The following is a 26,903-nucleotide window of genomic DNA, read 5'->3' as shown; positions in this document are numbered from 1 at the left end:
GGCCTTAATCGACCTGATATTCGCGCGCCAGGCGGCTCACGCCAAGGCCGTTAATTTTTCTGACCTTGATCTGCACCGGGATACGCTCTTTCATCGCCTCCACATGGCTGATGACGCCGATGGTTTTGCCGCTGGCGTTCAGCGCGTCAAGGGCATCCAGCGCCGTATCAAGCGTCTGGGCGTCCAGCGTGCCGAAGCCCTCATCCAGAAACAGCGAATCGATGCGGGTTTTATGGCTCACCAGATCCGAGAGCGCCAGCGCCAGCGCGAGGCTTACCAGGAAGCTTTCGCCGCCGGAAAGCGTGCGGGTGTCGCGCACCGCGTCCGCCTGCCAGGTGTCGACGACTTCCAGTTCCAGATCCTCACTCAGCTTGCGTTTAAGCAGGTAGCGGCCATGCAGGCGCGTCAGCTGGTTATTGGCGAGCCATACCAGATTATCCAGCGTCAGCCCTTGTGCGAACTTACGGAATTTATCGCCTTTCTGCGAGCCGACCAGATGGTTGAGCTGGCCCCATTCGTCGGCCTCGCGCCTGGCCTCGTCAATCTGCCCAAGAAGCGCTGCCAGTTGCGTACGGCTCTCTTCGTCCTGGCGTAACTGCTGGCGCAGTTCCCCCTGGCGCGTGGTGTTATCGCGCAGTTGCTCCGTGACCGCCGCGAGCGCGGCTTCGCTCTGCTGAGCGTCAGCCTGTTCTTCCAACGATTCCGGGCGCGCGCTCAGGTGGCGCTCCAGCGCCTGCTGCGCCTGCGCAAGCAGCGTGTGCTGCGTTTCGCGCTCGCGCTCCAGCCGCTGTTTTTGCGCTTCGAGCTGGCTGCGGGCGGCGTCGTCCAGCAGGGCGGCGAGAAACGCTGCTTTATCCGCAAACGGGCTTGCGGCGAGCGCCGCCTCAAACGCCTGCAGGGCGCTCTGGTAGCGCGCGCGCTCCTGCAGAAGCTGCGCGCCAAGTGTCTGCCACTGCGCCTCCAGCGATAAACAGCGCGTATGGATCTCCTGGCCCGCGCGCGGCAGGTCGTCTGCAGCGAGCGACGCCGCCTGCGCATCACCCTCCTGCGGCAGCAGGGTCAGCAGCGCTTCACAGGCGGCAAGCTGTTCACGCAGACGCTGCTGGCGCTCGTGATTTTGCTGCCAGCGGCGCGCCTCTTCTTCACGTTCGGCGAACCACGGCGCGGGGTTGTCGTTATCCGGGGCGGGCAGGGCGAAGGCGTCAAGCTGGTCGCGCAGCGCCGCCTGCTGCGTCTGCCAGGCCGCTTCCAGCGACGTGACCTGGCGCTGTGTGCCTTCAAGCGTGGCCTCCAGCATCTGACGCTCGCGCAGCAGATGCAACTGCTGTTCGCGGCGGGTCTGCTCGTCAAGCCAGGGGGTGAGATCGTCGCCCGGTGTCTGGGTGAGCCCTGCCGCCGCGCAGAGCGTCTGCCATTGTGAGGTGAGTGCTTGCTCTTCTTCCAGCAGGCTTGCCGCTTCGCTTTCCTGCTGCTGGCGCTGTTTCATCAGCGCGTCGAGCTGGCCGCGCAGCGCCGCGCCCTCGGTGCCGAGCTGCTCTTTCTCCTGCTCTAGTTGCGCAAGACGCAGACGGCTCGCGTCGGGCTTCAGCGCCTGATACGCCTCCACGGCCGGGTGTTCGGTCGCGCCGCACAGCGGGCAGGGGCTGCCGGGTTGCAGGCGCGCGCGCTCTTCAACGAGGCTCGCGATACGCTGCTCCAGATCGCACACCGCTTTCGCCCGGGCCACATCTTCCTGTTTGGTTTTGTAATCCTGACGCTTTTGCGCCAGCTGCTGTTCGGCGTGCTGAATTTGCGTTTGCAGCGCGCTGTTCGTCTCCTGCAGGCGCGCTTTACGGCGCGTCAGGGGCGCAAAGGATGACTGGAGCGTTGCAAGTTGCTGGCGCAGCGGGCGCTGCTCGTTAAGCTTAGTCAGCGCCTGCGCGGCGTCCTCCGGCGAGAGCGTAAGCCCGGCGTCCGGCATCGCGTCGCGCTTGCGGCGGGTGGCGTCAAGCGTCTCGTTCAGCGCGCGTAGCTGGTCGCGGTCGCGTTTCTGCTGCGCCAGCACCGCGCGCCAGCCCGCGAGCTCGCTGCTCCAGAGGCGAAAGCGGTCATGCTCCGTCAGCCACTGGCCGAGTTGCGTGAGTTCTGCCGCCTGCGCCTGCGCCTGCTGTGCAGCGGCCTGGCGGATCTCACGGCGGCGCTGCTGGCTTTCCTGTAAGCGAACGCTTACTTCTTCATACTGGCGACCGGTGGCGGTAAGGGCGGTTTCCAGCTCCTGACAGCGCAGCCAGGCCGGACGCAGTTTTTCCGCCGGTAGCGCCGCTTCAAGCCGTGCGAGATCCGGGGCGGCGGCCTGTAACGCCGCATCCGCCGCAGCCGCAGCCTGGCGCGTCGCGTCGAGCGCGCTGGCAAGCGCGGTGCGCTGCGTCAGCCACAGGTGTTCTTGCTGTAACTGGCGCTGGCGGGCAAGCAGCGTTTTTTCCTCGTCAGTAAGCGCCTGCAAACCTGTGGTTAAGCTTTCCCGTTGCGCTTCGTCCAGCAGCCGCACGCCCTGCGCCTGCGATTCAAGCTTCTCAAGCTGGCTGCGGGCTTCTTTATGCTGTTCGAAAATACGCGCCGAGACCTGACCGTAGATTTCGGTGCCGGTCAGCTCTTCCAGCAGTTCGGCGCGCGCTTTGGCTTCGGCATTGAGAAACGCGGCAAACTGCCCCTGCGAGAGCATCATCGAACGGGTGAAACGGTCGTAATCCAGCCCCGTCAGCGCGGCAATTCTGTCGAGTTTGTCTTTGATTTTATCGGCGACGATTTTGCCGTCTTCGCAGCGCGCCAGCTCCACGCGCGGCGCCTGCAAGTTACCGTCCGGCTGGCCGCGCGCGCGGCTCTGGCTCCAGAAGGCGCGCCAGGCGACGCCTTTGACTTCAAACTCCACTTCCGCCAGACACTCGGCGGTGTCGCGCGTCATCAGGTCATTCTGGCTTTGCGACAGCGCGTTCAGGCGCGGCGTGCGGTGGTAGAGCGCAAGGCAGATGGCGTCGAGCAGCGTGGTTTTGCCCGCGCCGGTCGGGCCGGTAATGGCGAAGAGCCCGTTGCTCGCGAACGGTTCGGCGGTAAAGTCGATTTTCCATTCGCCTTTCAGCGAGTTCAGGTTTTTTAGGCGCAGGGTTAAGATTTTCATGCCTCGTCCTCCTCGTGCAGGCTCTCCAGGGTGCGGGCGAAGAGCGTGCGCAGGCGCGCTTTCTCCGGCTCCTCAAGCGCCTCCAGCTCCAGGCGGCGTTCAAACACCTCTTCCGGCCCCAGCTCGCTGAGCGTTTCGGTGCTGAGCGTGCCGAGCGCGCGCTCGCGCATTTCGCGGCTGCGACGCAGAAGGACAACCTCCACCGGCAGGCTTTCGGTGAGCTGACTTATCTGACGGTGCATATCATGCAGAAACTCGCCGGTGTCGATTTCGATATCGAGCCAGACTTTCGGCTCGTCCGGCGCGTCGCGCCACTGTTCGAGCTGCGCGGTAATGGATTCCAGGCTGCCTTTCAGCACCGCCAGCGGCTGGCTGACCGGTACCGGCAGGGCTGTGACGTCGCGCAGTTTGCCGTCTGCAAACTCCACCAGATAAACGCTTTTCTCTTTGCCGGTTTCATCAAAGCTCAGCGCAATCGGCGAGCCGCTGTAGCGGATATGCTCGCAGCCCGCCACTTTCTGGGCGCGGTGAATATGCCCGAGCGCGATATAATCGGCGGGCGGAAAGCGGTCCGCCGGGAAGGCGTCGAGCGTGCCTATATAGATGTCGCGTACCGCGTCACTTTTGGTCACGCCGACGGTGGTCAGATGGCCGGTCGCGATAATCGGCAGGTTACGCTCGCCGCGAAGCGCGCACGCGGCCTCATAGCTCTGCTGGTAGTGCAGGCTGATGGCTTCCAACAGTTGCTGCTGCTTTTCACGGCCTGACTGCCCGCTGAGGCTTCGCAGTACGTCGCGCGGGCGTAAAAACGGCACCGGGCAGAGCACGGCACCCGGCTCGCCGTCGCGGCGGTATAAAAGCGTGGCCTGCGTTTCTGGCGTAAGCTGCGCGCTCGCGATAACGTGGGTATTGAGGCAGGCCAGCAGTTCGCGGGATTCATTGAGCGTCGCGACCGAATCGTGGTTGCCGCCAAGCACGATAAGCGGGCAGTTCGCCGCCTGGAGTTTGACCACAAAGCGGTTGTAGAGCTCACGCGCATAGCTTGGCGGCGCGCCGGTATCGAAGATGTCGCCCGCGACGATAATCGCATCCACCTGATGCGCTATCGCCGCCTCCAGCAGCCAGTCGAGAAAAGCTTCATGTTCGGCGGCGCGGCTTTTGGCGTAAAAATTTTGTCCAAGATGCCAGTCTGAGGTATGCAGAATACGCATGGAATGCCCTGTGGCGAAAAAGCGAGAAGGGGATTATAAACATCCAGTACGGCGGGTGTCCTGTTTCGTCGCGCCGCCAGGTTTAACCGCCTGCGCTGACAGGTCATCTAACGGTCATCTTTTTCATAAATCTGTCATAAATCTGACGCATAATGGCGCCGCATAACATACTGTTTACTTTATTTAACAGGGCGAATCATGGCGAGACGTATTCTGGTCGTTGAAGATGAAGCACCTATCCGCGAGATGGTGTGTTTCGTACTGGAACAAAACGGCTTCCAGCCGGTGGAAGCGGAAGATTATGACAGCGCGGTGAATCAACTCAATGAGCCCTGGCCCGATCTGATTTTGCTGGACTGGATGCTGCCCGGCGGATCGGGGATCCAGTTTATTAAACATATCAAACGCGAAGCGCTGACCCGCGAAATTCCGGTCGTCATGCTGACCGCGCGCGGCGAAGAAGAAGACCGCGTGCGTGGCCTGGAAACGGGGGCTGACGATTACATTACCAAACCGTTTTCCCCGAAAGAGCTGGTGGCGCGTATTAAAGCGGTCATGCGCCGTATCTCGCCGATGGCCGTTGATGAAGTTATCGAAATGCAGGGCTTAAGCCTCGATCCGTCATCGCACCGCGTGATGACCGGCGAAAATCCCCTCGATATGGGGCCGACCGAATTCAAGCTGTTACACTTCTTTATGACGCACCCGGAGCGCGTTTACAGCCGCGAACAGCTGCTGAATAACGTCTGGGGCACCAATGTGTATGTGGAAGATCGCACCGTGGATGTGCATATCCGCCGCCTGCGTAAGGCGCTGGAGCAGAGTGGTCATGACAGAATGGTTCAGACGGTGCGCGGCACGGGTTATCGGTTCTCAACCCGTTTTTAAACCCAAAACAGGAGTGTGACGCGTGCTGGAACGGCTGTCATGGAAAAGACTGGTGCTGGAGCTGTTGCTCTGCTGTATTCCGGCGCTGGTGCTCGGGGCGATATTCGGCTATCTGGCATGGTTTTTACTGGCGGCGGTGACCGGATTGCTTATCTGGCATTTCTGGAATCTGCTGCGGCTCTCCTGGTGGCTGTGGGTGGATCGCAGCATGACGCCGCCGCCCGGCAGCGGGAGCTGGGAGCCGCTGCTCTACGGTCTGCACCAGATGCAGTTGCGCAATAAAAAACGCCGCCGCGAACTGGGCAATCTTATCAAACGCTTTCGCAGCGGCGCGGAATCCCTGCCGGACGCCGTGGTGCTGACCACGGAAGAGGGCGTCATCTTCTGGTGTAACGGCCTTGCGCAACAGCTTCTCGGCCTGCGCTGGCCGGACGATAACGGCCAGAACATCTTAAACCTGCTGCGCTACCCGGAATTCACCAGTTATCTGCGCGGCAAGGAGTTCAACCGGCCATTGCATCTGGTGCTCAATAACGGGCGTCATCTTGAGTTTCGCGTGATGCCGTACAGCGAAGATCAGCTGTTAATGGTGGCGCGCGACGTCACGCAGATGCACCAACTCGAAGGCGCGCGGCGCAACTTCTTCGCTAACGTCAGCCATGAGTTGCGCACGCCGCTGACCGTGTTGCAGGGGTATCTGGAGATGATGCACGAGCAGACGCTCGAAGGGCCGCTGCGTGAAAAAGCGCTGCACACGATGCGCGAGCAGACCTTCCGCATGGAAGGGCTGGTGAAACAGCTACTCACGCTCTCGAAAATCGAGGCGGCACCCGCAATGCAGCTTAACGAAACCATCGACGTGCCGATGATGCTGCGGGTGGTGGAGCGCGAGGCGCAGACGCTGAGCCAGCAGAAGCAGACCTTCACGTTTGAGGTCGATCCGCAGCTTAAAGTGCTTGGCAACGACGAGCAGTTGCGCAGCGCGATTTCAAATCTGGTGTATAACGCGGTCAACCATACGCCCGCCGGGACGCACATCACGGTGCGCTGGGAGCACGTGGCGAACGGGGCGCGCTTTAGCGTGGCCGACACCGGGCCGGGGATCGCCGCGGAGCATATCCCGCGCCTCACCGAGCGTTTCTATCGCGTGGATAAGGCGCGTTCGCGCCAGACGGGTGGGAGTGGGCTGGGGCTTGCGATTGTGAAACATGCGCTGACGCACCACGACGCGCGTCTGGAGATTGAAAGTACGCCTGGCAAAGGCACGACGTTTTCCTTCCTCCTGCCGGAGCGGTTAATCGTCTCCGCGCCTGCCAAAGCGCTTTCTGACGCTTAATTCGTCAACCTTTCTTTCCAGGGCCAGCCATAAGCTGGCCTTATTCATTTTTTCGCCGACTCTGAACGCTTTTTACAGCGTTTGACGCTTTTTTGCTCGCGCGAATCGCCGGAGGTTTTTTACGATTTTAGATTTTATCACTGCTCTGAAACTTAGATCTGGCATAAAGGTCTGGTTTTACGATCCCGTCTTGCCTTTAAACGTTATAAGCGTTTAAATTGCGCCCCTGCTATTGCCAGACCGACTGTTTTTACCTAGTAAATCGAAAAACAATTCTTCGCCAGCGTAATCGGGAAGCATATCCCGCTGTCAGCTCTGCAAATAGCCGCGTTTTCGTCAGGTAACTGGCGATAAAAAATTAGTCAATTTCAACACCACATCCACAGGCAGTAAATCTTATGACCCATCGTTTAAAATCGCGCGACATTATCGCACTGGGGTTTATGACCTTTGCGTTGTTTGTCGGCGCGGGCAATATCATTTTCCCTCCCATGGTTGGTTTGCAGGCCGGTCCGCATGTCTGGACGGCGGCGATCGGCTTTCTTATTACCGCCGTGGGTCTGCCTGTGCTGACCGTGGTGGCGCTGGCGAAAGTTGGCGGTGGCGTTGACAGCCTGAGCCATCCGATTGGCCGCGTCGCGGGCATTCTGCTGGCGACGGTGTGCTATCTGGCCGTCGGGCCGCTGTTCGCGACGCCGCGCACCGCGACCGTGTCGTTTGAAGTGGGTATTGCGCCGCTCACCGGCGACGGCGCGCTGCCGCTGCTCATCTACAGCCTGGTCTATTTCGCGCTGGTGATTCTGGTGTCGCTCTATCCGGGCAAACTGCTGGATACCGTGGGTAACTTCCTGGCCCCGCTGAAAATCATCGCGCTGGTGGTGCTGTCGGTGGCGGCGATTGTCTGGCCGGCGGGTGATATCAGCGTGGCGACTGATGCCTATCAGAAAGCGGCGTTTTCTAACGGCTTCGTGAACGGGTATCTGACGATGGATACGCTCGGCGCAATGGTGTTCGGCATTGTTATCGTCAACGCGGCGCGTTCGCGCGGCGTGTCTGATTCTCGTCTGCTGACGCGCTACACCATTTTCGCGGGCCTGATGGCAGGCGTCGGCCTGACGCTGCTCTATCTGGCACTGTTCCGTCTGGGCTCTGACAGCGCGACGCTGGTGGATCAGTCCGCCAACGGCGCGGCGATTCTGCATGCGTATGTTCAGCACACCTTCGGTGGTGCGGGCAGCTTCCTGCTGGCGGCGCTGATCTTCCTCGCGTGCATGGTGACGGCGGTCGGCCTGACCTGCGCCTGCGCCGAGTTTTTCGCGCAGTATCTGCCGCTCTCTTACCGCGCGCTGGTGTTTATCCTGGGTCTCTTCTCGATGGTGGTGTCGAACCTTGGCTTAAGCCAGCTGATTCAGTTCTCCATTCCGGTGCTGACGGCCATCTATCCGCCATGTATCGCACTCGTTGTGCTGAGCTTCACCCGCGGCTGGTGGCATAATTCGGGCCGTGTTATCGCCCCGGCGATGGCGGTCAGTCTGCTGTTTGGTTTGATTGATGGGGTGAAAGCCTCCGCGATAAGCGGTATCCTTCCGGCCTGGACTCAGAAACTGCCGATGGCGGATCAGGGGCTGGCCTGGCTGCTGCCGACCGTCGCGATTACGCTGGCGGCGGCGCTCTGGGATCGTGCGGCCGGACGGAGCGTGACAACCACCGCTCACTGATCGTCGGTTGATTGTTGAACCACGGGGCCTGGCTCCGTGGTTTTTTATTGTATGACGTGGTACTGGAAAGATGGAAAACGAGAACAAGCTCAAGCGCGGATTGAGTACAAGACACATCCGCTTTATGGCGCTGGGTTCAGCGATTGGCACCGGCCTGTTTTACGGCTCGGCGGACGCCATCAAAATGGCGGGCCCGAGCGTACTGCTGGCTTACATTATCGGCGGCGTGGCGGCGTATATCATCATGCGCGCGCTTGGCGAGATGTCTGTGCATAACCCGGCGGCGAGCTCATTTTCTCGCTACGCGCAGGATAACCTTGGCCCGCTCGCAGGCTATATCACCGGCTGGACCTACTGCTTTGAAATTCTGATTGTCGCCATTGCCGACGTCACCGCGTTCGGCATCTATATGGGCGTCTGGTTCCCGACGGTGCCGCACTGGGTCTGGGTGCTGAGCGTGGTGCTTATCATCTGCGCCATTAACCTGATGAGCGTGAAAGTCTTCGGCGAGCTGGAGTTCTGGTTCTCGTTCTTTAAAGTCGCCACCATTATCATCATGATCGCGGCCGGTATCGGCATCATTGTCTGGGGTATCGGCAACGGCGGTCAGCCGACCGGCATTCATAATCTCTGGAGTAACGGCGGCTTCTTCGCGAACGGCTGGATTGGCACCGTCATGGCGCTGCAAATGGTGATGTTCGCCTATGGCGGCATCGAGATTATCGGCATCACCGCCGGTGAAGCGAAAGATCCGGCCAAATCCATTCCGCGCGCCATTAACTCAGTGCCGCTGCGTATTCTGGTGTTTTACGTCGGCACGCTGTTCGTGATTATGTCTATTTACCCGTGGAATGAAGTCGGCACCAACGGCAGCCCGTTTGTGCTCACTTTCCAGCATATGGGGATCACCGTTGCGGCGGGCATTCTGAATTTCGTGGTGCTGACGGCCTCGCTGTCGGCGATTAACAGCGATGTGTTTGGCGTGGGCCGTATGCTGCACGGCATGGCCGAGCAGGGCAGCGCGCCGAAAGTGTTCGCCAAAACCTCGCGCCGCGGCATTCCGTGGGTGACGGTGGTGGTGATGTGCTTTGCGATGCTGCTGGCGGTGTATCTCAACTACATCATGCCGGAAAACGTCTTCCTGGTGATTGCGTCACTCGCGACCTTTGCGACCGTCTGGGTCTGGATAATGATCCTGCTCTCGCAGGTGGCGTTCCGCCGTCGCCTGAGCGTGGATGAAGTCAAAGCACTGAAATTCAAAGTGCCGGGCGGCGTGGCGACGACCATCGTCGGCCTGATTTTCCTGGCATTTATCATCGCGCTGATTGGCTATCACCCTGATACCCGCATTTCGCTCTACGTCGGTTTCGCGTGGATTGCGCTGCTGCTGGTGGGCTGGGTGTTTAAACGCCGCCGCGACGCCCGACTTTCCGCATAACGCGCCCTCTCATCCCCGCCGCCTGGCGGGGATGTCGTTTTCGCTCTACGCTCACTTCTGTTTCTCCGCCTCCCGTCTCCTCCCCCAATAAAATCCAGAATGAGGAAGGCGCGCGGTTGCCCCTGTGGAAAGATGCGCCTGTTTTCTGTCGATTAAGGATCAAAGTGTATGTTGAATGCCTGGCATCTCCCCGTTGCGCCCTTTATTCACCGGCAGGGGGAGAAATTACTCATTACCCTCTGGCTTGCGGGCGACGCGCTGCCGGAAAAGGTCATGCTGCGTTACGAGCGCGATAACGAAGAAACGCCCTTTGAAATGAAGCGTCTGACCGCCGCGCCGCATCCGCAGGTCAGCGCGTGGCAGGCGAGCATTCCGCTCGGCGACGGCCAGCCGCGCCGCCGCTACTGCTTTAAGCTGTTATGGGGCGATCGCCAGCAGTGGTTCAGCCCGCTGGGGCTGAGTGAGTTTCCGCCCGCCCGGCTGGCGCTGTTTGCCATCGACGCGCCGGACGACGGCCCGCAATGGGTGCAGGATCAGGTGTTCTACCAGATTTTCCCGGACCGCTTCGCCCGCAGCACGCCGCGCGGCGCGCAGCAGGACAACATCTATTTCCACCACGCCCAGGGCCACGACATCATTCTGCGCGACTGGCACGAGCCGGTCAGCGCAGAGGCGGGCGGCTCGACGTTTTACGGCGGCGATCTCGACGGTATCTGCGAAAAACTGCCGTACCTGAAAAAACTCGGCGTCACGGCGCTTTATCTCAACCCTATCTTCAGCGCGCCGAGCGTGCATAAATATGACACCGCCGATTATCGCCACGTCGATCCGCAGTTCGGCGGCGATGAAGCGCTGCTGCGCCTGCGTGAAAAAACGCGTGAAGCGGATATGCGCCTGATTCTGGACGGCGTCTTTAACCACACCGGTGATACGCACCCGTGGTTCGATCGCCAGAATCACGGCACCGACGGGGCGTGCCATCACCCGGATTCGCCGACGCGCAACTGGTACACCTTCGCCGAGGACGGTCACGCCTTCTGCTGGCTCGGCTACGACAGCCTGCCGAAACTCGATTTCGCTGAGCGCGATGTGGTGGAAGAGATTTACGCAGGCGAAGAGAGCGTGGTGAAACACTGGCTGAAAGCGCCCTGGAGCATCGACGGCTGGCGGCTCGATGTAGTGCATATGCTTGGGGAACGCGGCGGCGCGAAAGCAAACCTGCGCCACGTCGAGGGGATCACCCGCGCGGCCAAAGCCGTAAACCCGCAGGCGTTTGTCTTCGGCGAGCATTTCGGCGACGCGCGCCAGTGGCTGCAAAACGACGTGGAAGATGCGGCCATGAACTACCGCGGCTTTACGACGCCGGTGTGGAGCTTTCTTGCGGGCGTCGATCACGGCCTTGAGCCACAGCAGCTTGACGCCGCCGACTGCGCGCGGTGGATGGATGAGTATCGCGCCGCGCTCTCGCACGAGCAGCAGTTGCGAATGTTTAACCAGCTCGACAGCCATGATACTGCGCGTTTTAAAACGGTCGCCAAAGGCGACCCGGCGCGCATCAGGGCGGCGGCGGTGTGGCTTTTCTGCTGGCCCGGCGTGCCGTGCGTTTTCTATGGCGACGAAGTGGGCGTGGAAGGCGGCAACGATCCGTTCTGCCGCCAGCCGTTCCCGTGGGATAAAACACAGCAGGACGGCGAGCTGCTGGCGCTCTATCAGCGGCTCGCGCGCCTGCGCCACCGCAGCCGGGCGCTGCGTTCCGGCGCGTGCCAGGTGGTGTATGCGAAAGGCGACGTCTTTGTGTTTACGCGTGTCTTCCGGCAGGAGCGCGTGCTGGTGGCGCTGAACCGCGGCGCGGCTTGTGAAATCACACTGCCGTTCTCGCCGCTCCTTGATGACCGGGCCTGGACGCGCGAAGAGGGCGACGCCGCGCTGGAAGGGCTGACGCTGCGGCTCGCCGCAGGCGCGGCGGTGATCCTGCATTCGCGATAAGCGTAACGAAACGCGGTAAAGGAATACCGCTTTTCATTCAGATATGGGAAAGTAGCCGCACTTCTGCCGCAGGGTCTGAAATCAATGGATGAGATTTTTGTATTTGCTGCTCTGATTGCGCTCTTCTGCGTGGTTGTGGTGCCGGTGATAGCCATCATGGCGCTAAAACGCAGCGCGCGTAATGAAACCGAACTTCATCGCCTGCGTAATCGCATAGAGACGCTGGAAGCGCGGCTTGCCGCGGCGTCTGCGCCGCCGGGTGTGGAAACCGCGCCAGTGGCAACGCCTGCGCCGGAGCCTGCGCCCGTGTTTGTCGCGCCAGAACCCGAACCGGTGCCTGAAACCGCGGCAGCGCCTGAGCCTGAACCGGTGCCGCAGGCGGACGCGCCACCGGTCTGGTCGCAGGCGGTGCGCAACGCGGCGAAAGCGCCTGCACCCGCCGCTGCTACGCGCCGCGAAGAACCCGCGCCGGAACCGCGCCATGCCGCGGCGTCAGGCGGGCTTATCACCAGCCTGACGCGCTGGTTTATGCAGGGCAATCCGCTCGCTAAAATCGGCGTCATCCTGCTCTTTTTGGGTATTTCCTTCCTGCTGCGCTACAGCGTTGAGCGCGACATGCTGCCGCTTGAGCTGCGCGTGGCGGGCGCGGGCGTCGCGGCGCTGGTGCTGCTGGCGTTCGGCTGGCGGCTGCGCCACAAGACGCCGGTCTATGCGCTCATCCTTCAGGGCGGCGCGGTGGGCGCGCTCTATATCACGATTTTCGGCGCGTTCCGGCTCTGGCAGATGCTGCCGATGCCGCTCGCCTTCGGCCTGATGCTGGTGGTGTGCGCCGCGAGCGTCGCGCTGGCCGTGCTGCAACGGGCGTTAAGCCTCGCGATGCTGGCGAGTCTCGGCGGCTATCTCGCGCCGCTGCTGCTCTCAACTGGCGGCGGCAATCACATCGCGCTTTTCTCGTTCTATCTGCTGTTGTCGGTAGGCATCGCCGCCGTCAGCGTCTGGCAGCACTGGCGCGAGCTTAATCTGCTCGGCTTGCTGTTTACCTTTGGCGTGGCGGGCCTCTGGGGCATCAACGGCTATCAGCCGGACGAGTGGCTGAGCTGCCAGCTCTTTCTTATCGCCAATATTCTGCTCTTTGGCGTGGTCTGCGTGGCGCTGTCGCTGCGCGCGCAGGGGCGCAAGAAAATCGTCGACGGCGTGATGCTGTTCGCGCCGCCGCTGGTTGGCTTTGGGATGCAGTATGCGATTACCCGCCACTGGACCTATGGCCCGGCGTTTTCGGCGCTCGGCTTCGGGCTGGTCTATTTGCTGCTCGCGCGTGCCGCGCTGCGCCGCTATCCGCAGGAGGGGCGAATACTGGCGCTGGGCGGGCTGGCGCTCGGCGGCGCGTTTGTCACGCTCGCTATTCCGCTGGCGCTGTCGGCCCGCTGGACAGCGCTCGCCTGGGCGCTGGAAGGGCTGGGGCTGCTGTGGTTTGGCATGCAGCAGAAGCAGCGTCGGATGAGCTACAGCGGCAGCGTGCTGCTGACGCTGGCGGCGGCCAGCGCTGTTTACGCATGGGTTGATGGTATTACGCTGCTCAACGCGGCGTTTATCAGCGCGGTGCTGGCGCTCTGCTGGCTGGCGGGCGGCTGGCTGTGGCGCGAACCGCAGCGGCAGGTGAGCCGGGCGCATCTTGGCGCGGGCATCGCCTTCTGGCTGATGGCGCTGCTGCAGACCGCCCGCTGGGCGTTTACGGATATCTCCACCGGGCTTGCCCTGATGCTTGCACTGCTGACGCTCTCCGTCTTGCTGTGGCTCGCGGTATCGCGCAAAGCGGCGTGGCCGGATCTCGCTTACGCCGTCTGGCTGCTGTGGCCGGGCATGGCGCTGATGCTGGCTTGTCACATTGTTATTGATGGCGCGCTGGTGCTGGCGGGCTGGCACAGCCTCGTCTGGTGCCTGACGCTGCCGTGCGCGCTCTGGCTGCTGCGCCGTGATGCCGGTGCGTTGCCGGTTCGCCTTCAGCAGGCGCTGCATCTGTCGCTGTTCTGGATGCTGCTCCTTGCCGCTGGCGCGGAAACCTGGTGGTTTACCGATAGCCTGCCGTGGGGCAGCGAGGCGTGGCAGACCGGCATTATCCTTGCCGTCAGCGCCGCTATTGTGTTGCTGGTGAACGGCGCGCTCCGGCGCGGCGTGTGGCCGTGCGCGCAGTGGCCTGCGCTTTACAGCGGGCCAGGGCTGTTGCCGGTCGCGCCCGTACTGGCGTTCTTACTGCTTGCGGGCAACCTGATGAGCGGCGTAACAATCGACTGGCCGTACCTGCCGTTGATTAACCCGCTGGAGCTTGGCGCAGGTTTCGCGCTGCTGGCGGTGCTGAGCGGGTGGCGGCTGCTTACGCGCTTCTGGTCACCGCTGTTACAGCAGGCGCAGCCGTGGGCGCTGCTCGTCTGGTATGCGCTGCTGTTCTGGTGGGGCAATGGGCTGGTGCTGCGTACGCTCGCGTGGATTGGGGATATTCCGTGGCAGTCCGACGCGCTGTGGGATTCTCGTCTGGTCCAGACCACGTTCGCGCTGCTCTGGATGTTGCTGGCGCTGCTGGTGATGGTGAGCGCCACGCGTAAAGGCGCGCGTCAGGGCTGGTTCTGCGGCGCAGGCCTGCTCGGCGTGGTGATTGTGAAGCTGATGCTGGTGGACAGCGCAGGCGGCGGCGGGCTTGCGCGCGCCGTGGCGTTTATCGGCGTCGCGGTGCTGGTGCTGATTGTCGGTTATTTCTCACCGCTGCCGCCGAAAGCGGCGCAGCCGGTCAATACCCGTCAGGGAGAGGCAGAATGAAACAGTTATGGGTTGCCCTTGTCTGGGCGTTCGCCGCGACGTGCGCGGCCAGTGACGACACCCCTCGCGCCGAGCGTCCGCAGGATTATGCACGCGGTGTGGAACTTGCGGTGGAAGGGCAGTCGCCGTGGTATCGACTGCCGCTGCCGGAGGCCGTCTATTCGCAGAGCGCCTGGCCGGATCTGCGCGATATCCGCGTGTTTAATGCGCAGGGCGCAAGCCTGCCTTTTGCGCTCGACACCACCACGCCGCCCGCGCCTGCGCCGCAACGCGCGCCGCTGACGGTCTACAGGCTTGACGCACAGCCGGTTAAAACCAGCGAAGAAGAGCAGCGCACGGTGCTGTTAACCTCGCCGTCCGGTGTGCAGATCCGCATGGAAAACGCGCCGGTAGAGCAACTGAGCGCGAGCTGGCTGCTCCCGCTTGGCGAGAACAACGGCGAGCGCGCGCTGACGCAGCTGCAACTGGCGTGGCCACAACAGGTCAACGGCTGGCAGGCGCGCGTGGACGTGCTCGCGAGCGAGACGATGCGCGACTGGCAACCGATCATCGCGGATGCGCCGCTGCTGGATTTAGCCTCCGGCAATCAGCGGCTGTTGCAGAACACGGTGGATTTCAGTGGTGCGCCGTCGCTCTTCGGCGCGAAATACCTGCTGGTGGTGGTGAAAAACGCCAGCGCGCCGCTTGATTTTACCTCGGCTACCGGGCTGTGGCAGGCACCGCACGTACAGCCGCGGCGCGTCACGCTTGCCGCGCATGGCGAGAAAGAAAACGATGACGCCGCCGTCTATCGCTGGGCGCGGCCACAGCCGTTCGATGCCCTGACGCTGCGCCCGCAGCTTGAGAACGCCGTTGTGCCGGTGGAGATTGAGTATCGCAGCGCGGATAACATGGCGTGGCAGCCGCTCGCCCGCACGGTTATTTATCGCCTGCCGGAGAGCCCGGCGGTGACGCTGCCGCTGCACGGCGAGCAGATTTCCGCGCTCCGCGTGCGGGCGGTGAACCAGCGCTTTGGCGACGCGTTCCCGGAAGTGACCGGCGAGCGCGACGAAAAAACGCTGGTGTTTAATGCCCAGGGCAGCGGCCCGTTCCTGCTCGCCTGGGGCAATGGAGCCGCTAAAACGCAGGCGCTGGAGTTACAAACGCTGGTGCCGGGTTCTCACGATCCGGAGATGTTGCCTTACGCGCAGGCGGTAAAAGCGGTGACGCTCGGCGGCGACGCGCGGCTGACGGCCAAAGACGCCAGCGCGCAGCGCAACGCGCTCTACAACTGGATCATCTGGGCGGTGCTGGTGGCGGGCGCCGCCGGGTTGCTGCTGCTCGCCTGGCGGCTGTGGCGCGAGATTCGCGGCGAAAAAGCGGCGTAATCAGAGCGTTTGCTCGCGCGCCATCGCCATCATGCGCGGATAAAAGCGCCAGAACTGGCGCTCCAGCGCGGCGTAATGGGTATTGAGATCGTCCCAGGAGTCGCGCAGGGCCGCGAGTTTCGGCCGTCGGCTCGCCATGCCGTTGAGCACGCGGGCGATGTAGTCCATCTCGCGGTAGCGTTCCATCCAGCGTTCGCGCCAGAGGTAGTTATTAAGATTCACAAAGCGCTCCGGCGCGTCGGGCAGCGTCGGTAAAATCTGGGCGTGCGCGTGCGCGATAAATTCCGCAAGCGGGATCTCCGGTGAGATTTGCGCCCAGTGGCGCGAGAGAAAGTGATCCCACATGACATCCAGCGTGACCGGCGCCACGCGGCGGGTTTCCGGGCGGAACCACTCGCGCGCCTCGCGCACTTCCGGCAGGTTATCGGTCAGCACATCCACGCGCCGGTGCATGTAAATTCCCGCCACGACATCCGCCGGATAAAGCTCATCCGGTTTGCCGCGCACGAAGTCCGCCATCAGATTGCCGGGCAGCGAACTTTGCGCCAGATGCGCCAGATGCAGATGGGCAAGAAAATTCATAACGATCCTTTCCTTAAAGAGAGATAAAGCGGCTTATCAGTTGCAGGGAGCGCGCCCCGGCACTAGACTAGCCGCCTGTTTTTTATGTCAGAGTTCCAGCCATGCGTTTGACCGATTTCTCCTTTGAATTACCCGAATCCCTGATAGCTCACTATCCGCAAGCCCAGCGTAGCGCCTGTCGCCTGCTGTCGCTCGACGGGCCGACGGGAGATCTCACGCACGGCACTTTCACCGATTTGCTCGATAAGCTCAACCCCGGCGATCTGCTGGTGTTTAACAATACCCGCGTGATCCCGGCGCGCCTCTTTGGCCGCAAGGCGAGCGGCGGCAAAATTGAAGTGCTGGTGGAGCGTATGCTCGACGATCATCGCGTGCTGGCCCATATCCGCGCCTCTAAAGCGCCGAAGCCGGGCGCGGAACTTCTGCTGGGCGATGATGAAAGCGTAAACGCCACGATGACCGCGCGCCACGACGCGCTGTTCGAAGTGCAGTTTAATGACGCGCGCCCGGTGCTGGATATTCTGAACAGCATCGGCCATATGCCGCTGCCGCCTTACATTGAGCGCCCGGATGAAGAGGCTGACCGCGAGCTTTATCAGACCGTTTACAGCCAGAAACCGGGCGCTGTCGCGGCACCGACCGCAGGCCTGCATTTTGATGAGCCGCTGCTTGAGCGCCTGCGCGCGAAAGGCATTGAGATGGCGTTTGTCACGCTGCACGTCGGCGCGGGGACGTTCCAGCCGGTACGCGTTGAGAGCATCGAAGATCACGTGATGCACTCTGAATACGCCGAAGTGCCGCAGGAGGTGGTCGACGCGGTGCTGGCCGCGAAAGCGCGCGGTAATAAAGTCGTCGCCGTGGGCACGACATCGGTACGATCGCTTGAGAGCGCCGCGCAGGCAGCGCAAGACGCGCTTATCGCGCCGTTTTTCGGCGATACCCAGATCTTTATCTATCCGGGCTATCAGTACAAAGTGATCGACGCGCTGGTGACCAACTTCCACCTGCCGGAATCGACGCTAATCATGCTGGTGTCTGCGTTCGCGGGCTATAAGCACACCATGAACGCCTACCGCGAAGCGGTAAAAGCGGAGTATCGCTTTTTTAGTTACGGTGATGCGATGTATATCACGTACAATCCGCAGGCCATTAACGAGCGTCCGGGCGAATAACCGGGCGCTTGCCGCTTTTTTCTCTCTCCTTAACGGGAGAGGGCCGGGGTGAGGGGCGCCCTCACTCTGTAACATTAATCATCAGACTGTCTCTCTGATGTGGAGAAAAACGTGAAATTCGAACTTGATACGACCGATGGCCGCGCGCGCCGCGGCCGCCTGGTATTTGATCGCGGCGTCGTGGAAACCCCGGCGTTTATGCCCGTGGGCACCTACGGCACCGTCAAAGGCATGACGCCGGAAGAAGTGGAAGCCACCGGCGCGCAGATTATCCTCGGCAATACCTTTCACCTCTGGCTGCGTCCAGGCCAGGAGATCATGAAGCTGCACGGCGACCTGCACGATTTTATGCAGTGGAAAGGCCCGATCCTGACCGATTCCGGCGGCTTCCAGGTCTTTAGCCTGGGCGATATTCGCAAAATTACCGAGCAGGGCGTGCATTTCCGCAACCCGATCAACGGCGATCCTATCTTCCTCGACCCGGAAAAATCGATGGAGATCCAGTTCGATCTCGGTTCTGACATCGTGATGATCTTCGATGAGTGCACGCCGTACCCGGCAGACTGGGATTATGCGAAGCGCTCTATGGAGATGTCTCTGCGCTGGGCGAAACGCAGCCGCGACCGCTTTGACAGCCTCGGCAACAAAAACGCGCTGTTCGGCATTATTCAGGGCAGCGTTTACGAAGATTTACGCGATATCTCCGTGAAAGGTCTGGTAGAGATAGGCTTTGATGGCTACGCTGTCGGCGGCCTGGCTGTCGGTGAGCCGAAGGAAGATATGCACCGCATTCTTGAGCATGTCTGCCCGCAGATCCCGGCGGACAAGCCGCGCTACCTGATGGGGGTGGGCAAGCCGGAAGATCTGGTCGAAGGCGTGCGTCGCGGCATCGATATGTTCGACTGTGTCATGCCGACGCGCAACGCGCGTAACGGCCATCTTTTCGTCACCGAAGGCGTAGTGAAAATCCGCAACGCGAAGTACAAAAGCGATACGGGGCCGCTGGATCCTGAGTGTGATTGCTATACCTGTCGCAATTATTCACGCGCCTACTTGCATCATCTTGACCGTTGCAACGAAATACTGGGCGCGCGGCTCAATACCATTCATAACCTTCGCCACTATCAGCGCTTAATGGCTGGTTTACGCAAGGCTATCGAAGAGGGTAAATTAGAGCACTTCGTCGCGGATTTCTACCAACGCCAGGGGCGGCCGGTGCCACCGTTGAACGTTGATTAATTTAATAATGAGGGAATTTGAATGAGCTTTTCTATTTCTGACGCGGTAGCCGCTGGCGGTGCGCCGGCGCAGGGCAGCCCGATGTCTCTGATCCTGATGCTGGTCGTGTTTGGTCTGATTTTCTATTTCATGATCCTGCGTCCGCAGCAGAAGCGTACCAAAGAGCATAAAAACCTGATGAACTCCATCGCTAAAGGGGATGAAGTGCTCACTAACGGTGGTCTGGTGGGTCGCGTGACCAAAGTAGCGGAAAACGGCTACATTGCTATCGCTCTGAACGACACCACCGAAGTGGTTATCAAGCGTGACTTCGTCGCAGCCGTCCTGCCGAAAGGCACCATGAAGGCGCTGTAATTCATTGTTTTCCCAAAGGGAACTGCCGTGTTAAACCGTTATCCTTTGTGGAAGTACCTCATGCTGGTCGCCGTGCTTATCGTCGGCCTGCTTTATGCACTTCCCAACCTGTATGGTGAGGATCCGGCTGTTCAAATCACTGGCGCGCGCGGCGTCGCCGCCAGTGAGCAAACGCTGATCCAGGTCCAGAATACGTTACAAAAAGAAAAAATTTCCGCGAAATCTGTGGCTCTGGAAGAGGGCGCAATTCTTGCGCGCTTTGACTCCACCGATACTCAGCTGCGCGCTCGTGAAGCGCTGATGAGCACGATGGGCGATCAATTCGTCGTCGCGCTTAACCTCGCGCCTGCCACCCCACGCTGGCTTACCGCTATTTCCGCCGAACCGATGAAACTGGGTCTCGACCTGCGCGGCGGCGTTCACTTTCTGATGGAAGTGGATATGGACACCGCGCTTGGCAAGCTCCAGGAACAGAATATGGACAGCCTGCGCAGCGATCTGCGCGAGAAAGGGCTGAGCTGGACGAACGTGCGTAAAGCCGATAACTACGGCGTGACGATTCAGTTCCGTGACAGCGATATCCGTGACGCCGCGGTCTCTTACCTGACGAGCCGCCACCGCGACATGGTTATCTCAAGCCAGGGCGATAACAGCCTGCGCGCGGTGATGTCTGATGAGCGTCTGCGCGAAGCGCGTGAATACGCTGTTCAGCAGAACATTAACATCCTGCGTAACCGCGTGAACCAGCTGGGCGTAGCCGAGCCGCTGGTGCAGCGTCAGGGCGCTGACCGCATCGTGGTTGAGCTGCCGGGTATTCAGGATACCGCTCGCGCGAAAGAAATCCTCGGCGCGACCGCGACGCTGGAATTCCGTCTGGTTAACAGCTCTGTTGACCGTTCTGCCGCCGCGGCAGGCCGTGTTCCAGGCGATTCTGAAGTGAAGATGACCCGTGAAGGCCAGCCGGTTGTGCTGTACAAACGCGTTATCCTGACCGGTGACCATATTACCGATTCCACCTCCGGCGTTGACCAGTACAACATGCCGCAGGTGAATATTTCGCTCGACAGTGCGGGCGGTAATATCATGTCCAATTTCACCAAAGACAACATCCATAAACCGATGGCGACGCTCTTTGTGGAATATAAGGACAGCGGTAAGAAAGACGCCAACGGCCGCAGCATCCTGGTAAAACAGGAAGAAGTGATCAACGTTGCGACGATTCAGGCGCGTCTGGGTCAGAACTTCGTGATTACCGGCATCGACAACCCGAACGAAGCGCGTCAGCTTTCGCTGCTGCTGCGTGCGGGCGCGCTGATTGCGCCGATTCAGATTGTGGAAGAGCGCACCATTGGCCCGACGCTGGGTATGCAGAACATCACTCAGGGTCTGGAAGCATGTCTGGCGGGCCTCGCGGTCTCCATTCTGTTCATGATTCTGTTCTATAAGAAGTTCGGTCTTATCGCCACCACGGCGCTGCTGGCAAACCTGGTGCTGATCGTCGGCATTATGTCGCTGCTGCCGGGCGCGACGCTCACCATGCCGGGTATCGCGGGGATTGTGTTAACCCTTGCGGTCGCGGTGGATGCGAACGTGCTGATAAACGAGCGTATTAAAGAAGAGCTCAGCAACGGCCGTTCGGTGCAGCAGGCGATTGACGAAGGTTATCGTGGGGCGTTTAGCTCGATTTTCGATGCCAACGTCACGACGCTGATTAAGGTCATCATCCTGTACGCAGTGGGGACCGGCGCGATTAAAGGGTTTGCTATCACGACCGGTATCGGCGTGGCGACCTCCATGTTCACCGCTATTGTCGGTACCCGTGCCATTGTGAACCTGTTGTACGGCGGCAAACGCATCAACAAGCTGTCTATCTGAGGAGTGCGTTGTGGCACAGGAATATACTGTTGAACAATTGAACCACGGCCGCAAAGTCTATGACTTTATGCGCTGGGACTACTGGGCCTTCGCCATTTCCGGCCTGCTGCTTGTCGCCTCTATTGTGGTGATGGGCGTACGCGGGTTTAACTGGGGTCTCGATTTTACCGGCGGTACGGTTATCGAGATTGGCCTGGAAAAACCGGCGGATCTGGATGTAATGCGCGAGTCGCTGGTAAAAGCGGGCTTTGAAGAGCCGCTGCTGCAGAACTTCGGCAGCAGCCGCGACATCATGGTTCGTATGCCGCCTGCCCAGGGTGAAACCGGCGGTCAGGCACTCGGCACCAAAGTAGTGAACGTCATTAACCAGGCCACCGGCCAGAACGCGGCGGTAAAACGTATCGAGTTTGTCGGCCCGAGCGTAGGCGCTGACCTCGCTCAGGCGGGCGCGATGGCGCTGCTGGTTGCGCTGCTCTCCATTCTGGTTTACGTCGGGTTCCGCTTTGAGTGGCGTCTCGCGGCTGGTGTGGTTATCGCGCTGGCGCACGACGTCATTATCACCATGGGCGTGCTGTCGCTGTTCCAGATTGAGATTGACCTGACCATCATCGCCTCGCTGATGTCGGTTATTGGTTACTCGCTCAACGACAGCATCGTGGTTTCTGACCGTATTCGTGAGAACTTCCGCAAGATCCGCCGCGGAACGCCTTACGAAATCTTTAACGTGTCGCTGACCCAGACGCTGCAAAGGACGTTAATCACATCCGGTACGACGCTTGTCGTGATCCTGATGCTTTACCTGTTCGGCGGCGCGATGCTGCAGGGCTTCTCGCTGACCATGCTTATCGGTGTCTCTATCGGTACGGCGTCGTCCATTTATGTCGCTTCCGCTCTGGCGCTGAAGCTTGGCATGAAGCGTGAACATCTGTTGCAGCAGAAGGTGGAAAAAGAGGGCGCGGATCAACCGTCTCTTCTGCCGTAATCGCGCAGCAGCGTTTTACGTTTATAAAACCGCAGGTTCAGGCCTGCGGTTTTTTTTTCGCCTCGATAAGGGATAAAGAGGGCAGAAGAGGCGGTGCGCGTACATCTGTGGCGTAACAGCAGGGCGCGATAATCAACGCCCATAAAAAAAGCCAGCAGAGGCTGGCTTTTTTACACGTTCACCGGGGTAAAGCTTAGAAGTTGTAACCTACCACCAGGTAACCACCCCAGCCCGTAGTGCGGGTGTTGTAGTTAGTGAAGGCTAACTGCGCATCATCGTTCCACTGACCGCCGTTGTGCCAGTAACGCGCGACCACGGAGTAGTGCCAGTGATCGTAATTCAGCGCCAGAATATGGCTGGAGGCGATGGAATCGTTAGTGCGGGATTTCACGCCATTGAGCGCATAACCGCTCTTATCGCCGAGGTCTGAACCCCAGTCAAAGTTGGTGAAACCGATATAGCTCAGGTTGCCGCCCCACAGCTGGGTGATCGGCACGAAGTATTTCACTTTAAAGCGGTAGCCATCCCACTCATTCTGGTTTTCTGCACCGTAGTTCTGCCACTGGTATTTGGCATACACGTTCAGGGAGAGGCTCATCGGCAGGCCGGTGTCGATATCGGTACCAAGACCCATATACCAGGTGCTCTGACGGCCAGAAGCGTTGCGGCCCATATCGTAGATATAGTTATTCGCGAAATACCACTCTTTGAACGGGCCAAACGCCAGGCTGGTGCCGGTCAGCTTATCGATAGAGAAGCGCGGTTCGATCTCCACAAACAGCGGGGAACCGTGATTCCAGATCCCTTTAGCATCAGTGTTACCGCCGAAGAAGACCGGGGCGTCAGCGTAGCCGTAGAAATCAAACCAGTCTTTTTTGGCGAACGCTTCATATTCCAGATAGGTATCGTTGCGGATGGTCGGTCCGAAGCGCGTGTGGTAGCTGCCCACCACGTTAACGCTCTGGTGCCACCAGTCGGAAACAAACTCACTATTGCTGGTTTCTGCCGCGCCGGCAGTAAAAGAGGTGGAGAGCGCCAGGGCTGCACCGGCAGCTAAAACAATTTTTTTCATAATAGAGCCACTGTTTTCAGGAAATCCCCATTTCTGGGTGGAGTAATGCTTTCGCGCAACGCGGATAAACCGCCGCCGCATAAATTGTGCTGCCTATTATAAGTATCCAGCCTCACAAAAATATGTGGCGTTTCACATTCTTGTCATGTACGTAATCGATTGCGTTCACGTTTGCGTACATCGGAACGCGGATTCTAGCGGCATAAGGGAACTAAGCCAACTCCTGTTACACCATTTTTGCGAAGCGGCAGGGATGAAATGAAGAATTTACGACGCGAGAAAAGCAAGAAAAGCGAGCGGCGCGAATGTAACAAACCCCGCGCCGCAGATGGTGAGGCTCTCAGGGCGTGACGACGGCGTCACCAGCGATAAGCGGCTGAATATCATGCACGCGGATAAAGCCCAGTTGTTCTGGCGTAATGCCGGTCAGCGTCAGGGGAATGGAAACATCACTCGGTGCCAGCGTGCTGGCGGGTGCGCTGAACGGCTGGTTCTGCACGTTCACTTCCTGATAATTTTCGGTGGTGCCCTGTAACTGGCCCCATTCGACGGTGCCGGTAAAGGCGGGCAGCGCCTCGCTGGATTCGCTCTGGATAAACAGCGTCGCCTGTGTGCCGTTTGCGCCCGCCGTGACGTTACGCAGCGACATTTTCAGCATACCGAGCTGGCTGCTTAAGCGAGCGGGCGTGTTGGAGCCCGGCAGCAGGTAAACGCCGCTTTTCGATTTTACATTCAGCGCGTTCTGTTGCGTGATTTTGACGGTCTCCTGCTTGAGCTTCGTCATCTCCTGATTGAGCGTGCTGACATTCTGGTGCATCTGGCGTACTTCGCTTTGCGGGGCGCAGGCGCTTAAGGCCAGCGCGCTGGCGACGATAGACCATTTCAGATAACGTGTTGTCATTATTCGCTTTTCCTGAAAGAGTGGCGGTCTTTTTATGGTAGAGCGTAACGGCGCGTCCGGCATAGCGCCTTTGTCTCAAAAAGGTTGCGTCTTTGTAGTCCCGCCAGTTCAGGGTAAACTGTTGTTCAGTTAACTTTTTCAGTCAGGAAGCGCTATGCATTGCCCGTTCTGTTTCGCCGTTGACACTAAAGTGATCGATTCCCGCCTGGTGGGAGAAGGCTCCTCGGTGCGCCGCCGCCGCCAGTGCCTGGTGTGTAATGAACGTTTCACGACCTTTGAAGTCGCGGAACTGGTCATGCCGCGCGTGGTGAAAAGCAACGACGTGCGCGAGCCTTTTAATGAAGACAAACTGCGCAGCGGCATGCAGAAAGCGCTGGAAAAACGCCCGGTCAGCTCCGATGACGTGGAGATGGCCATCAACCATATCAAATCCCATCTACGCGCGACCGGTGAGCGAGAAGTGCCGAGCAAACTTATCGGCAATCTGGTGATGGAGCAGCTTAAAAAGCTCGATAAAGTCGCCTACATCCGTTTTGCCTCGGTCTACCGCAGCTTTGAAGATATCCGCGAATTCGGCGAAGAGATCGCCCGCTTACAGGATTAACTGATGTCTGACGAATTTTACATGGCGCGCGCGCTTAAGCTCGCGGGCCAGGGACGTTTTACCACGCATCCGAATCCGCGTGTGGGCTGCGTGATTGTTAAAGAGGGCGTTATCGTCGGCGAAGGCTTTCATCTGCGCGCCGGCGGGCCGCACGCCGAAGTGCATGCCCTGCGTATGGCAGGCGACAAAGCGCGCGGTGCTACCGCGTATGTCACGCTTGAACCCTGTAGCCACCACGGACGCACGCCGCCGTGCTGCGATGCGCTGATTAACGCGGGCGTCGCGCGCGTTGTCGCGGCGATGCAGGATCCGAACCCACAGGTGGCGGGCCGCGGTTTGTATCGTCTTCAGCAGGCGGGAATTGAGGTCAGCCACGGTCTGATGATGAGCGAGGCCGAAGCGCTCAATAAAGGCTTTCTCAAGCGCATGCGCACCGGTTTTCCGTTTATTCAGCTCAAGCTTGGCGCGTCGCTTGACGGCCGCACGGCGATGGCGAGCGGCGAAAGTCAGTGGATAACCTCGCCGCAGGCCCGGCGCGACGTGCAGCGTCTGCGCGCTGAAAGCCATGCTATCCTCACTACCAGCGCCACGGTGCTGGCCGACGATCCGTCAATGACGGTGCGCTGGGATGAACTCGGCGAAGAAACGCAGGCGGTTTATCCGCGTGAAAACCTGCGCCAGCCGCTGCGGATCGTGCTCGACCGCCAGAATCAGGTCACGCCCGCGCACAAGATTGTCAATCAGCCCGGCGAGACATGGCTTGCCCGCGCCTGCCCGGACGACACCGTCTGGCCAGAGGGCGTGGAACAATTGCCGACGCCCGTGCACAACGGCAAGCTCGATCTGGTGTTGCTGATGATGCAGCTTGGCAAACGCCAGGTGAACAGTTTGTGGGTTGAAGCGGGCCCGCAGCTCGCCGGCGCGCTGCTTCAGGCGGGGCTGGTGGATGAGCTGATTGTTTATATGGCGCCGAAATTGCTCGGCAGCGAGGCCCGCGGGCTGTTCGCGCTGCCAGGACTTGAGCGGCTCGCCGACGCGCCGCGTCTGGAATTTCGCGACGCCGTTCAGATCGGCCCCGATTTGCGCCTGCGCCTGACGCTCGCCTGACGGTGGGACGTAAAACGTAAGCAGTGCGCGAAAGAGTATGATAAAATCCGCCCCCCTGCGGGGGCTACATAACCCTAAGGTAAGAGTATGAACATTATTGAAGCTACCGTTGCTGCCCCGGACGCTCGCGTCGCCATCGCCATTGCGCGTTTCAACAACTTCATCAACGACAGTCTGCTGGAAGGCGCTATCGACGCCCTGAAACGCATTGGTCAGGTAAAAGATGAAAATATCACCGTCGTGTGGGTGCCGGGCGCTTACGAGCTGCCGCTGGCGGCTCAGGCGCTGGCGAAAACCGCAAAATATGACGCGGTGATTGCGCTCGGTACGGTGATTCGCGGCGGCACCGCGCATTTCGAATATGTTGCCGGCGGTGCCAGCAACGGTCTGGCCCACGTGGCGCAGCACAGCGAAATCCCGGTAGCTTTTGGCGTACTCACCACTGAAAGTATTGAACAAGCCATCGAACGCGCTGGCACTAAAGCCGGGAACAAGGGCGCCGAAGCGGCGCTGACCGCGCTTGAAATGATTAATGTCCTGAAGGCTATCCAGGCCTGATTTTTTTGTAAGGGGAATTCCGTGAAACCTGCTGCTCGTCGCCGCGCCCGTGAGTGTGCCGTCCAGGCGCTTTACTCCTGGCAGTTGTCCCACAATGACATCGCCGATGTTGAATACCAGTTCCTGGCGGAACAGGATGTCAAAGATGTGGACGTGATGTATTTCCGCGAACTGCTCTCCGGGGTGGCGACCAACAGCGGCTATCTCGACGGCCTGATGAAGCCGTACCTGTCCCGTCAGCTCGAAGAGCTGGGCCAGGTGGAGAAAGCGGTGCTGCGCATCGCGCTGTTCGAACTCTCAAAACGTGATGATGTGCCGTACAAAGTGGCCATCAACGAAGCGATTGAGCTGGCGAAAGTCTTCGGTGCTGAAGACAGTCATAAGTTCGTCAACGGCGTGCTCGATAAAGCCGCGCCGCACATCCGCCCTAACAAAAAGTAATTTCCGCCTGCCATCGGCAGGCGAGACCTGACGCTCGTTTTCTTTTACCGTTCTGTGCTTAAGGCAGACGAAAAGCTGACGATTGTCTACTATGGTCATCAATACGA

General features: G+C 60.1%; 21 protein-coding genes. 16 read left to right on the top strand and 5 right to left on the bottom strand.

What is annotated here, in order from left to right; translation table 11 throughout:
• Positions 1 to 4: 4 nt before the first annotated feature.
• Together sbcC and sbcD are read right to left on the bottom strand one after the other, a co-directional pair.
• The gene (gene sbcC, locus G6041_RS10610; RefSeq protein ID WP_012125512.1) at positions 5 to 3,154 is read right to left on the bottom strand and encodes an exonuclease subunit SbcC; all 3,150 of its coding nucleotides are present in this window, start codon (positions 3,152 to 3,154) and stop codon (positions 5 to 7) included.
• A complete protein-coding gene (sbcD, locus tag G6041_RS10605) occupies positions 3,151 to 4,365 on the bottom strand; it encodes an exonuclease subunit SbcD (RefSeq protein WP_012125511.1) in 1,215 nt (404 codons plus the stop codon). The genes sbcC and sbcD overlap by 4 nt, the downstream gene beginning before the upstream one ends.
• Before the next feature lie 198 nt (positions 4,366 to 4,563).
• Here sbcD and phoB point away from each other — a divergent pair, with 198 nt between their 5' ends.
• The 7 genes from phoB to G6041_RS10570 all read left to right on the top strand — a co-directional run bounded on the left by phoB (position 4,564) and on the right by G6041_RS10570 (position 15,909).
• On the top strand, positions 4,564 to 5,253 hold the full coding sequence (gene phoB, locus G6041_RS10600) for a phosphate response regulator transcription factor PhoB (RefSeq protein ID WP_004387771.1): 690 nt from the start codon (positions 4,564 to 4,566) through the stop codon (positions 5,251 to 5,253).
• A gap of 22 nt (positions 5,254 to 5,275) precedes the next feature.
• Positions 5,276 to 6,589, top strand: a complete 1,314-nt coding sequence (phoR, locus tag G6041_RS10595; protein ID WP_012125510.1) for a phosphate regulon sensor histidine kinase PhoR — start codon at positions 5,276 to 5,278, stop codon at positions 6,587 to 6,589.
• Between the two features lie 398 nt (positions 6,590 to 6,987).
• Positions 6,988 to 8,307: a branched-chain amino acid transporter carrier protein BrnQ gene (brnQ, locus tag G6041_RS10590; RefSeq protein WP_004387769.1), complete on the top strand. Its 1,320-nt coding sequence runs from the start codon at positions 6,988 to 6,990 to the stop codon at positions 8,305 to 8,307.
• A gap of 70 nt (positions 8,308 to 8,377) precedes the next feature.
• On the top strand, positions 8,378 to 9,745 hold the full coding sequence (gene proY / locus G6041_RS10585) for a proline-specific permease ProY (RefSeq protein ID WP_012125509.1): 1,368 nt from the start codon (positions 8,378 to 8,380) through the stop codon (positions 9,743 to 9,745).
• Positions 9,746 to 9,913: 168 nt separating this feature from the next.
• On the top strand, positions 9,914 to 11,731 hold the full coding sequence (malZ, locus tag G6041_RS10580) for a maltodextrin glucosidase (protein ID WP_012125508.1): 1,818 nt from the start codon (positions 9,914 to 9,916) through the stop codon (positions 11,729 to 11,731).
• Between the two features lie 84 nt (positions 11,732 to 11,815).
• Positions 11,816 to 14,542, top strand: a complete 2,727-nt coding sequence (locus G6041_RS10575) for a DUF2339 domain-containing protein (protein ID WP_012125507.1) — start codon at positions 11,816 to 11,818, stop codon at positions 14,540 to 14,542.
• Complete coding sequence (locus tag G6041_RS10570) at positions 14,539 to 15,909, top strand: DUF3999 family protein (RefSeq protein ID WP_012125506.1); 1,371 nt, start codon at positions 14,539 to 14,541, stop codon at positions 15,907 to 15,909. The genes G6041_RS10575 and G6041_RS10570 overlap by 4 nt, the downstream gene beginning before the upstream one ends.
• Here G6041_RS10570 and acpH read toward each other — a convergent pair whose 3' ends face one another.
• Entirely contained in the window at positions 15,910 to 16,491 is a 582-nt protein-coding gene (gene acpH / locus G6041_RS10565; RefSeq protein ID WP_004387765.1) for an ACP phosphodiesterase, read from the bottom strand.
• Between the two features lie 101 nt (positions 16,492 to 16,592).
• On the opposite strand from acpH, the gene queA reads away from it, so the two are divergent.
• The 5 genes from queA to secF all read left to right on the top strand — a co-directional run bounded on the left by queA (position 16,593) and on the right by secF (position 22,113).
• Positions 16,593 to 17,663 (top strand): tRNA preQ1(34) S-adenosylmethionine ribosyltransferase-isomerase QueA, encoded by a 1,071-nt coding sequence (gene queA, locus G6041_RS10560; RefSeq protein WP_012125505.1) that lies wholly within the window; start codon positions 16,593 to 16,595, stop codon positions 17,661 to 17,663.
• Between the two features lie 111 nt (positions 17,664 to 17,774).
• A complete protein-coding gene (gene tgt / locus G6041_RS10555) occupies positions 17,775 to 18,902 on the top strand; it encodes a tRNA guanosine(34) transglycosylase Tgt (protein ID WP_004387763.1) in 1,128 nt (375 codons plus the stop codon).
• A 21-nt stretch (positions 18,903 to 18,923) separates the two neighbouring features.
• Positions 18,924 to 19,256 (top strand): preprotein translocase subunit YajC, encoded by a 333-nt coding sequence (yajC, locus tag G6041_RS10550; RefSeq protein ID WP_004387762.1) that lies wholly within the window; start codon positions 18,924 to 18,926, stop codon positions 19,254 to 19,256.
• A 27-nt stretch (positions 19,257 to 19,283) separates the two neighbouring features.
• Positions 19,284 to 21,131, top strand: coding sequence for a protein translocase subunit SecD (secD, locus tag G6041_RS10545; RefSeq protein ID WP_004387761.1), 1,848 nt, complete (start codon positions 19,284 to 19,286; stop codon positions 21,129 to 21,131).
• A gap of 10 nt (positions 21,132 to 21,141) precedes the next feature.
• Positions 21,142 to 22,113 carry a protein translocase subunit SecF gene (gene secF / locus G6041_RS10540; protein ID WP_004387760.1) on the top strand — a complete coding sequence of 324 codons (972 nt, stop codon included), beginning with the start codon at positions 21,142 to 21,144 and terminating at the stop codon, positions 22,111 to 22,113.
• A 193-nt stretch (positions 22,114 to 22,306) separates the two neighbouring features.
• Here secF and G6041_RS10535 read toward each other — a convergent pair whose 3' ends face one another.
• Both G6041_RS10535 and G6041_RS10530 read right to left on the bottom strand, forming a co-directional pair.
• Positions 22,307 to 23,185, bottom strand: a complete 879-nt coding sequence (locus tag G6041_RS10535) for a nucleoside-specific channel-forming protein Tsx (protein ID WP_012125503.1) — start codon at positions 23,183 to 23,185, stop codon at positions 22,307 to 22,309.
• 340 nt (positions 23,186 to 23,525) lie between these two features.
• A complete protein-coding gene (locus G6041_RS10530) occupies positions 23,526 to 24,086 on the bottom strand; it encodes a DUF3251 domain-containing protein (protein ID WP_007865183.1) in 561 nt (186 codons plus the stop codon).
• A gap of 154 nt (positions 24,087 to 24,240) precedes the next feature.
• Here G6041_RS10530 and nrdR point away from each other — a divergent pair, with 154 nt between their 5' ends.
• From nrdR to nusB, 4 genes are all read left to right on the top strand, one after another.
• Positions 24,241 to 24,690 carry a transcriptional regulator NrdR gene (gene nrdR, locus G6041_RS10525; RefSeq protein ID WP_004387756.1) on the top strand — a complete coding sequence of 150 codons (450 nt, stop codon included), beginning with the start codon at positions 24,241 to 24,243 and terminating at the stop codon, positions 24,688 to 24,690.
• Positions 24,691 to 24,693: 3 nt separating this feature from the next.
• Entirely contained in the window at positions 24,694 to 25,797 is a 1,104-nt protein-coding gene (ribD, locus tag G6041_RS10520) for a bifunctional diaminohydroxyphosphoribosylaminopyrimidine deaminase/5-amino-6-(5-phosphoribosylamino)uracil reductase RibD (protein ID WP_012125501.1), read from the top strand.
• 87 nt (positions 25,798 to 25,884) lie between these two features.
• Positions 25,885 to 26,355, top strand: coding sequence for a 6,7-dimethyl-8-ribityllumazine synthase (gene ribH / locus G6041_RS10515; protein WP_004387754.1), 471 nt, complete (start codon positions 25,885 to 25,887; stop codon positions 26,353 to 26,355).
• Positions 26,356 to 26,376: 21 nt separating this feature from the next.
• Complete coding sequence (gene nusB / locus G6041_RS10510) at positions 26,377 to 26,796, top strand: transcription antitermination factor NusB (RefSeq protein ID WP_004387753.1); 420 nt, start codon at positions 26,377 to 26,379, stop codon at positions 26,794 to 26,796.
• The last annotated feature ends 107 nt before the right edge of the window (positions 26,797 to 26,903 follow it).

Source organism: Cronobacter sp. HA18003, assembly GCF_011605905.1.
Classification (GTDB): Bacteria; Pseudomonadota; Gammaproteobacteria; order Enterobacterales; family Enterobacteriaceae; genus Cronobacter; species Cronobacter sakazakii.
Note: the sequence above shows the minus strand (reverse complement) of the source record. Positions and strands in the feature narration are given on the sequence as shown.

Coding starts and splice junctions, on each gene's coding strand:
- sbcC (WP_012125512.1), bottom strand. CDS start 3,154: ATGAAAATCTTAACCCTGCGCCTAAAAAACCTGAACTCGCTGAAAGGC.
- sbcD (WP_012125511.1), bottom strand. CDS start 4,365: ATGCGTATTCTGCATACCTCAGACTGGCATCTTGGACAAAATTTTTAC.
- phoB (WP_004387771.1), top strand. CDS start 4,564: ATGGCGAGACGTATTCTGGTCGTTGAAGATGAAGCACCTATCCGCGAG.
- brnQ (WP_004387769.1), top strand. CDS start 6,988: ATGACCCATCGTTTAAAATCGCGCGACATTATCGCACTGGGGTTTATG.
- proY (WP_012125509.1), top strand. CDS start 8,378: ATGGAAAACGAGAACAAGCTCAAGCGCGGATTGAGTACAAGACACATC.
- malZ (WP_012125508.1), top strand. CDS start 9,914: ATGTTGAATGCCTGGCATCTCCCCGTTGCGCCCTTTATTCACCGGCAG.
- G6041_RS10575 (WP_012125507.1), top strand. CDS start 11,816: ATGGATGAGATTTTTGTATTTGCTGCTCTGATTGCGCTCTTCTGCGTG.
- G6041_RS10570 (WP_012125506.1), top strand. CDS start 14,539: ATGAAACAGTTATGGGTTGCCCTTGTCTGGGCGTTCGCCGCGACGTGC.
- acpH (WP_004387765.1), bottom strand. CDS start 16,491: ATGAATTTTCTTGCCCATCTGCATCTGGCGCATCTGGCGCAAAGTTCG.
- queA (WP_012125505.1), top strand. CDS start 16,593: ATGCGTTTGACCGATTTCTCCTTTGAATTACCCGAATCCCTGATAGCT.
- yajC (WP_004387762.1), top strand. CDS start 18,924: ATGAGCTTTTCTATTTCTGACGCGGTAGCCGCTGGCGGTGCGCCGGCG.
- G6041_RS10535 (WP_012125503.1), bottom strand. CDS start 23,185: ATGAAAAAAATTGTTTTAGCTGCCGGTGCAGCCCTGGCGCTCTCCACC.
- G6041_RS10530 (WP_007865183.1), bottom strand. CDS start 24,086: ATGACAACACGTTATCTGAAATGGTCTATCGTCGCCAGCGCGCTGGCC.
- nrdR (WP_004387756.1), top strand. CDS start 24,241: ATGCATTGCCCGTTCTGTTTCGCCGTTGACACTAAAGTGATCGATTCC.
- ribD (WP_012125501.1), top strand. CDS start 24,694: ATGTCTGACGAATTTTACATGGCGCGCGCGCTTAAGCTCGCGGGCCAG.
- ribH (WP_004387754.1), top strand. CDS start 25,885: ATGAACATTATTGAAGCTACCGTTGCTGCCCCGGACGCTCGCGTCGCC.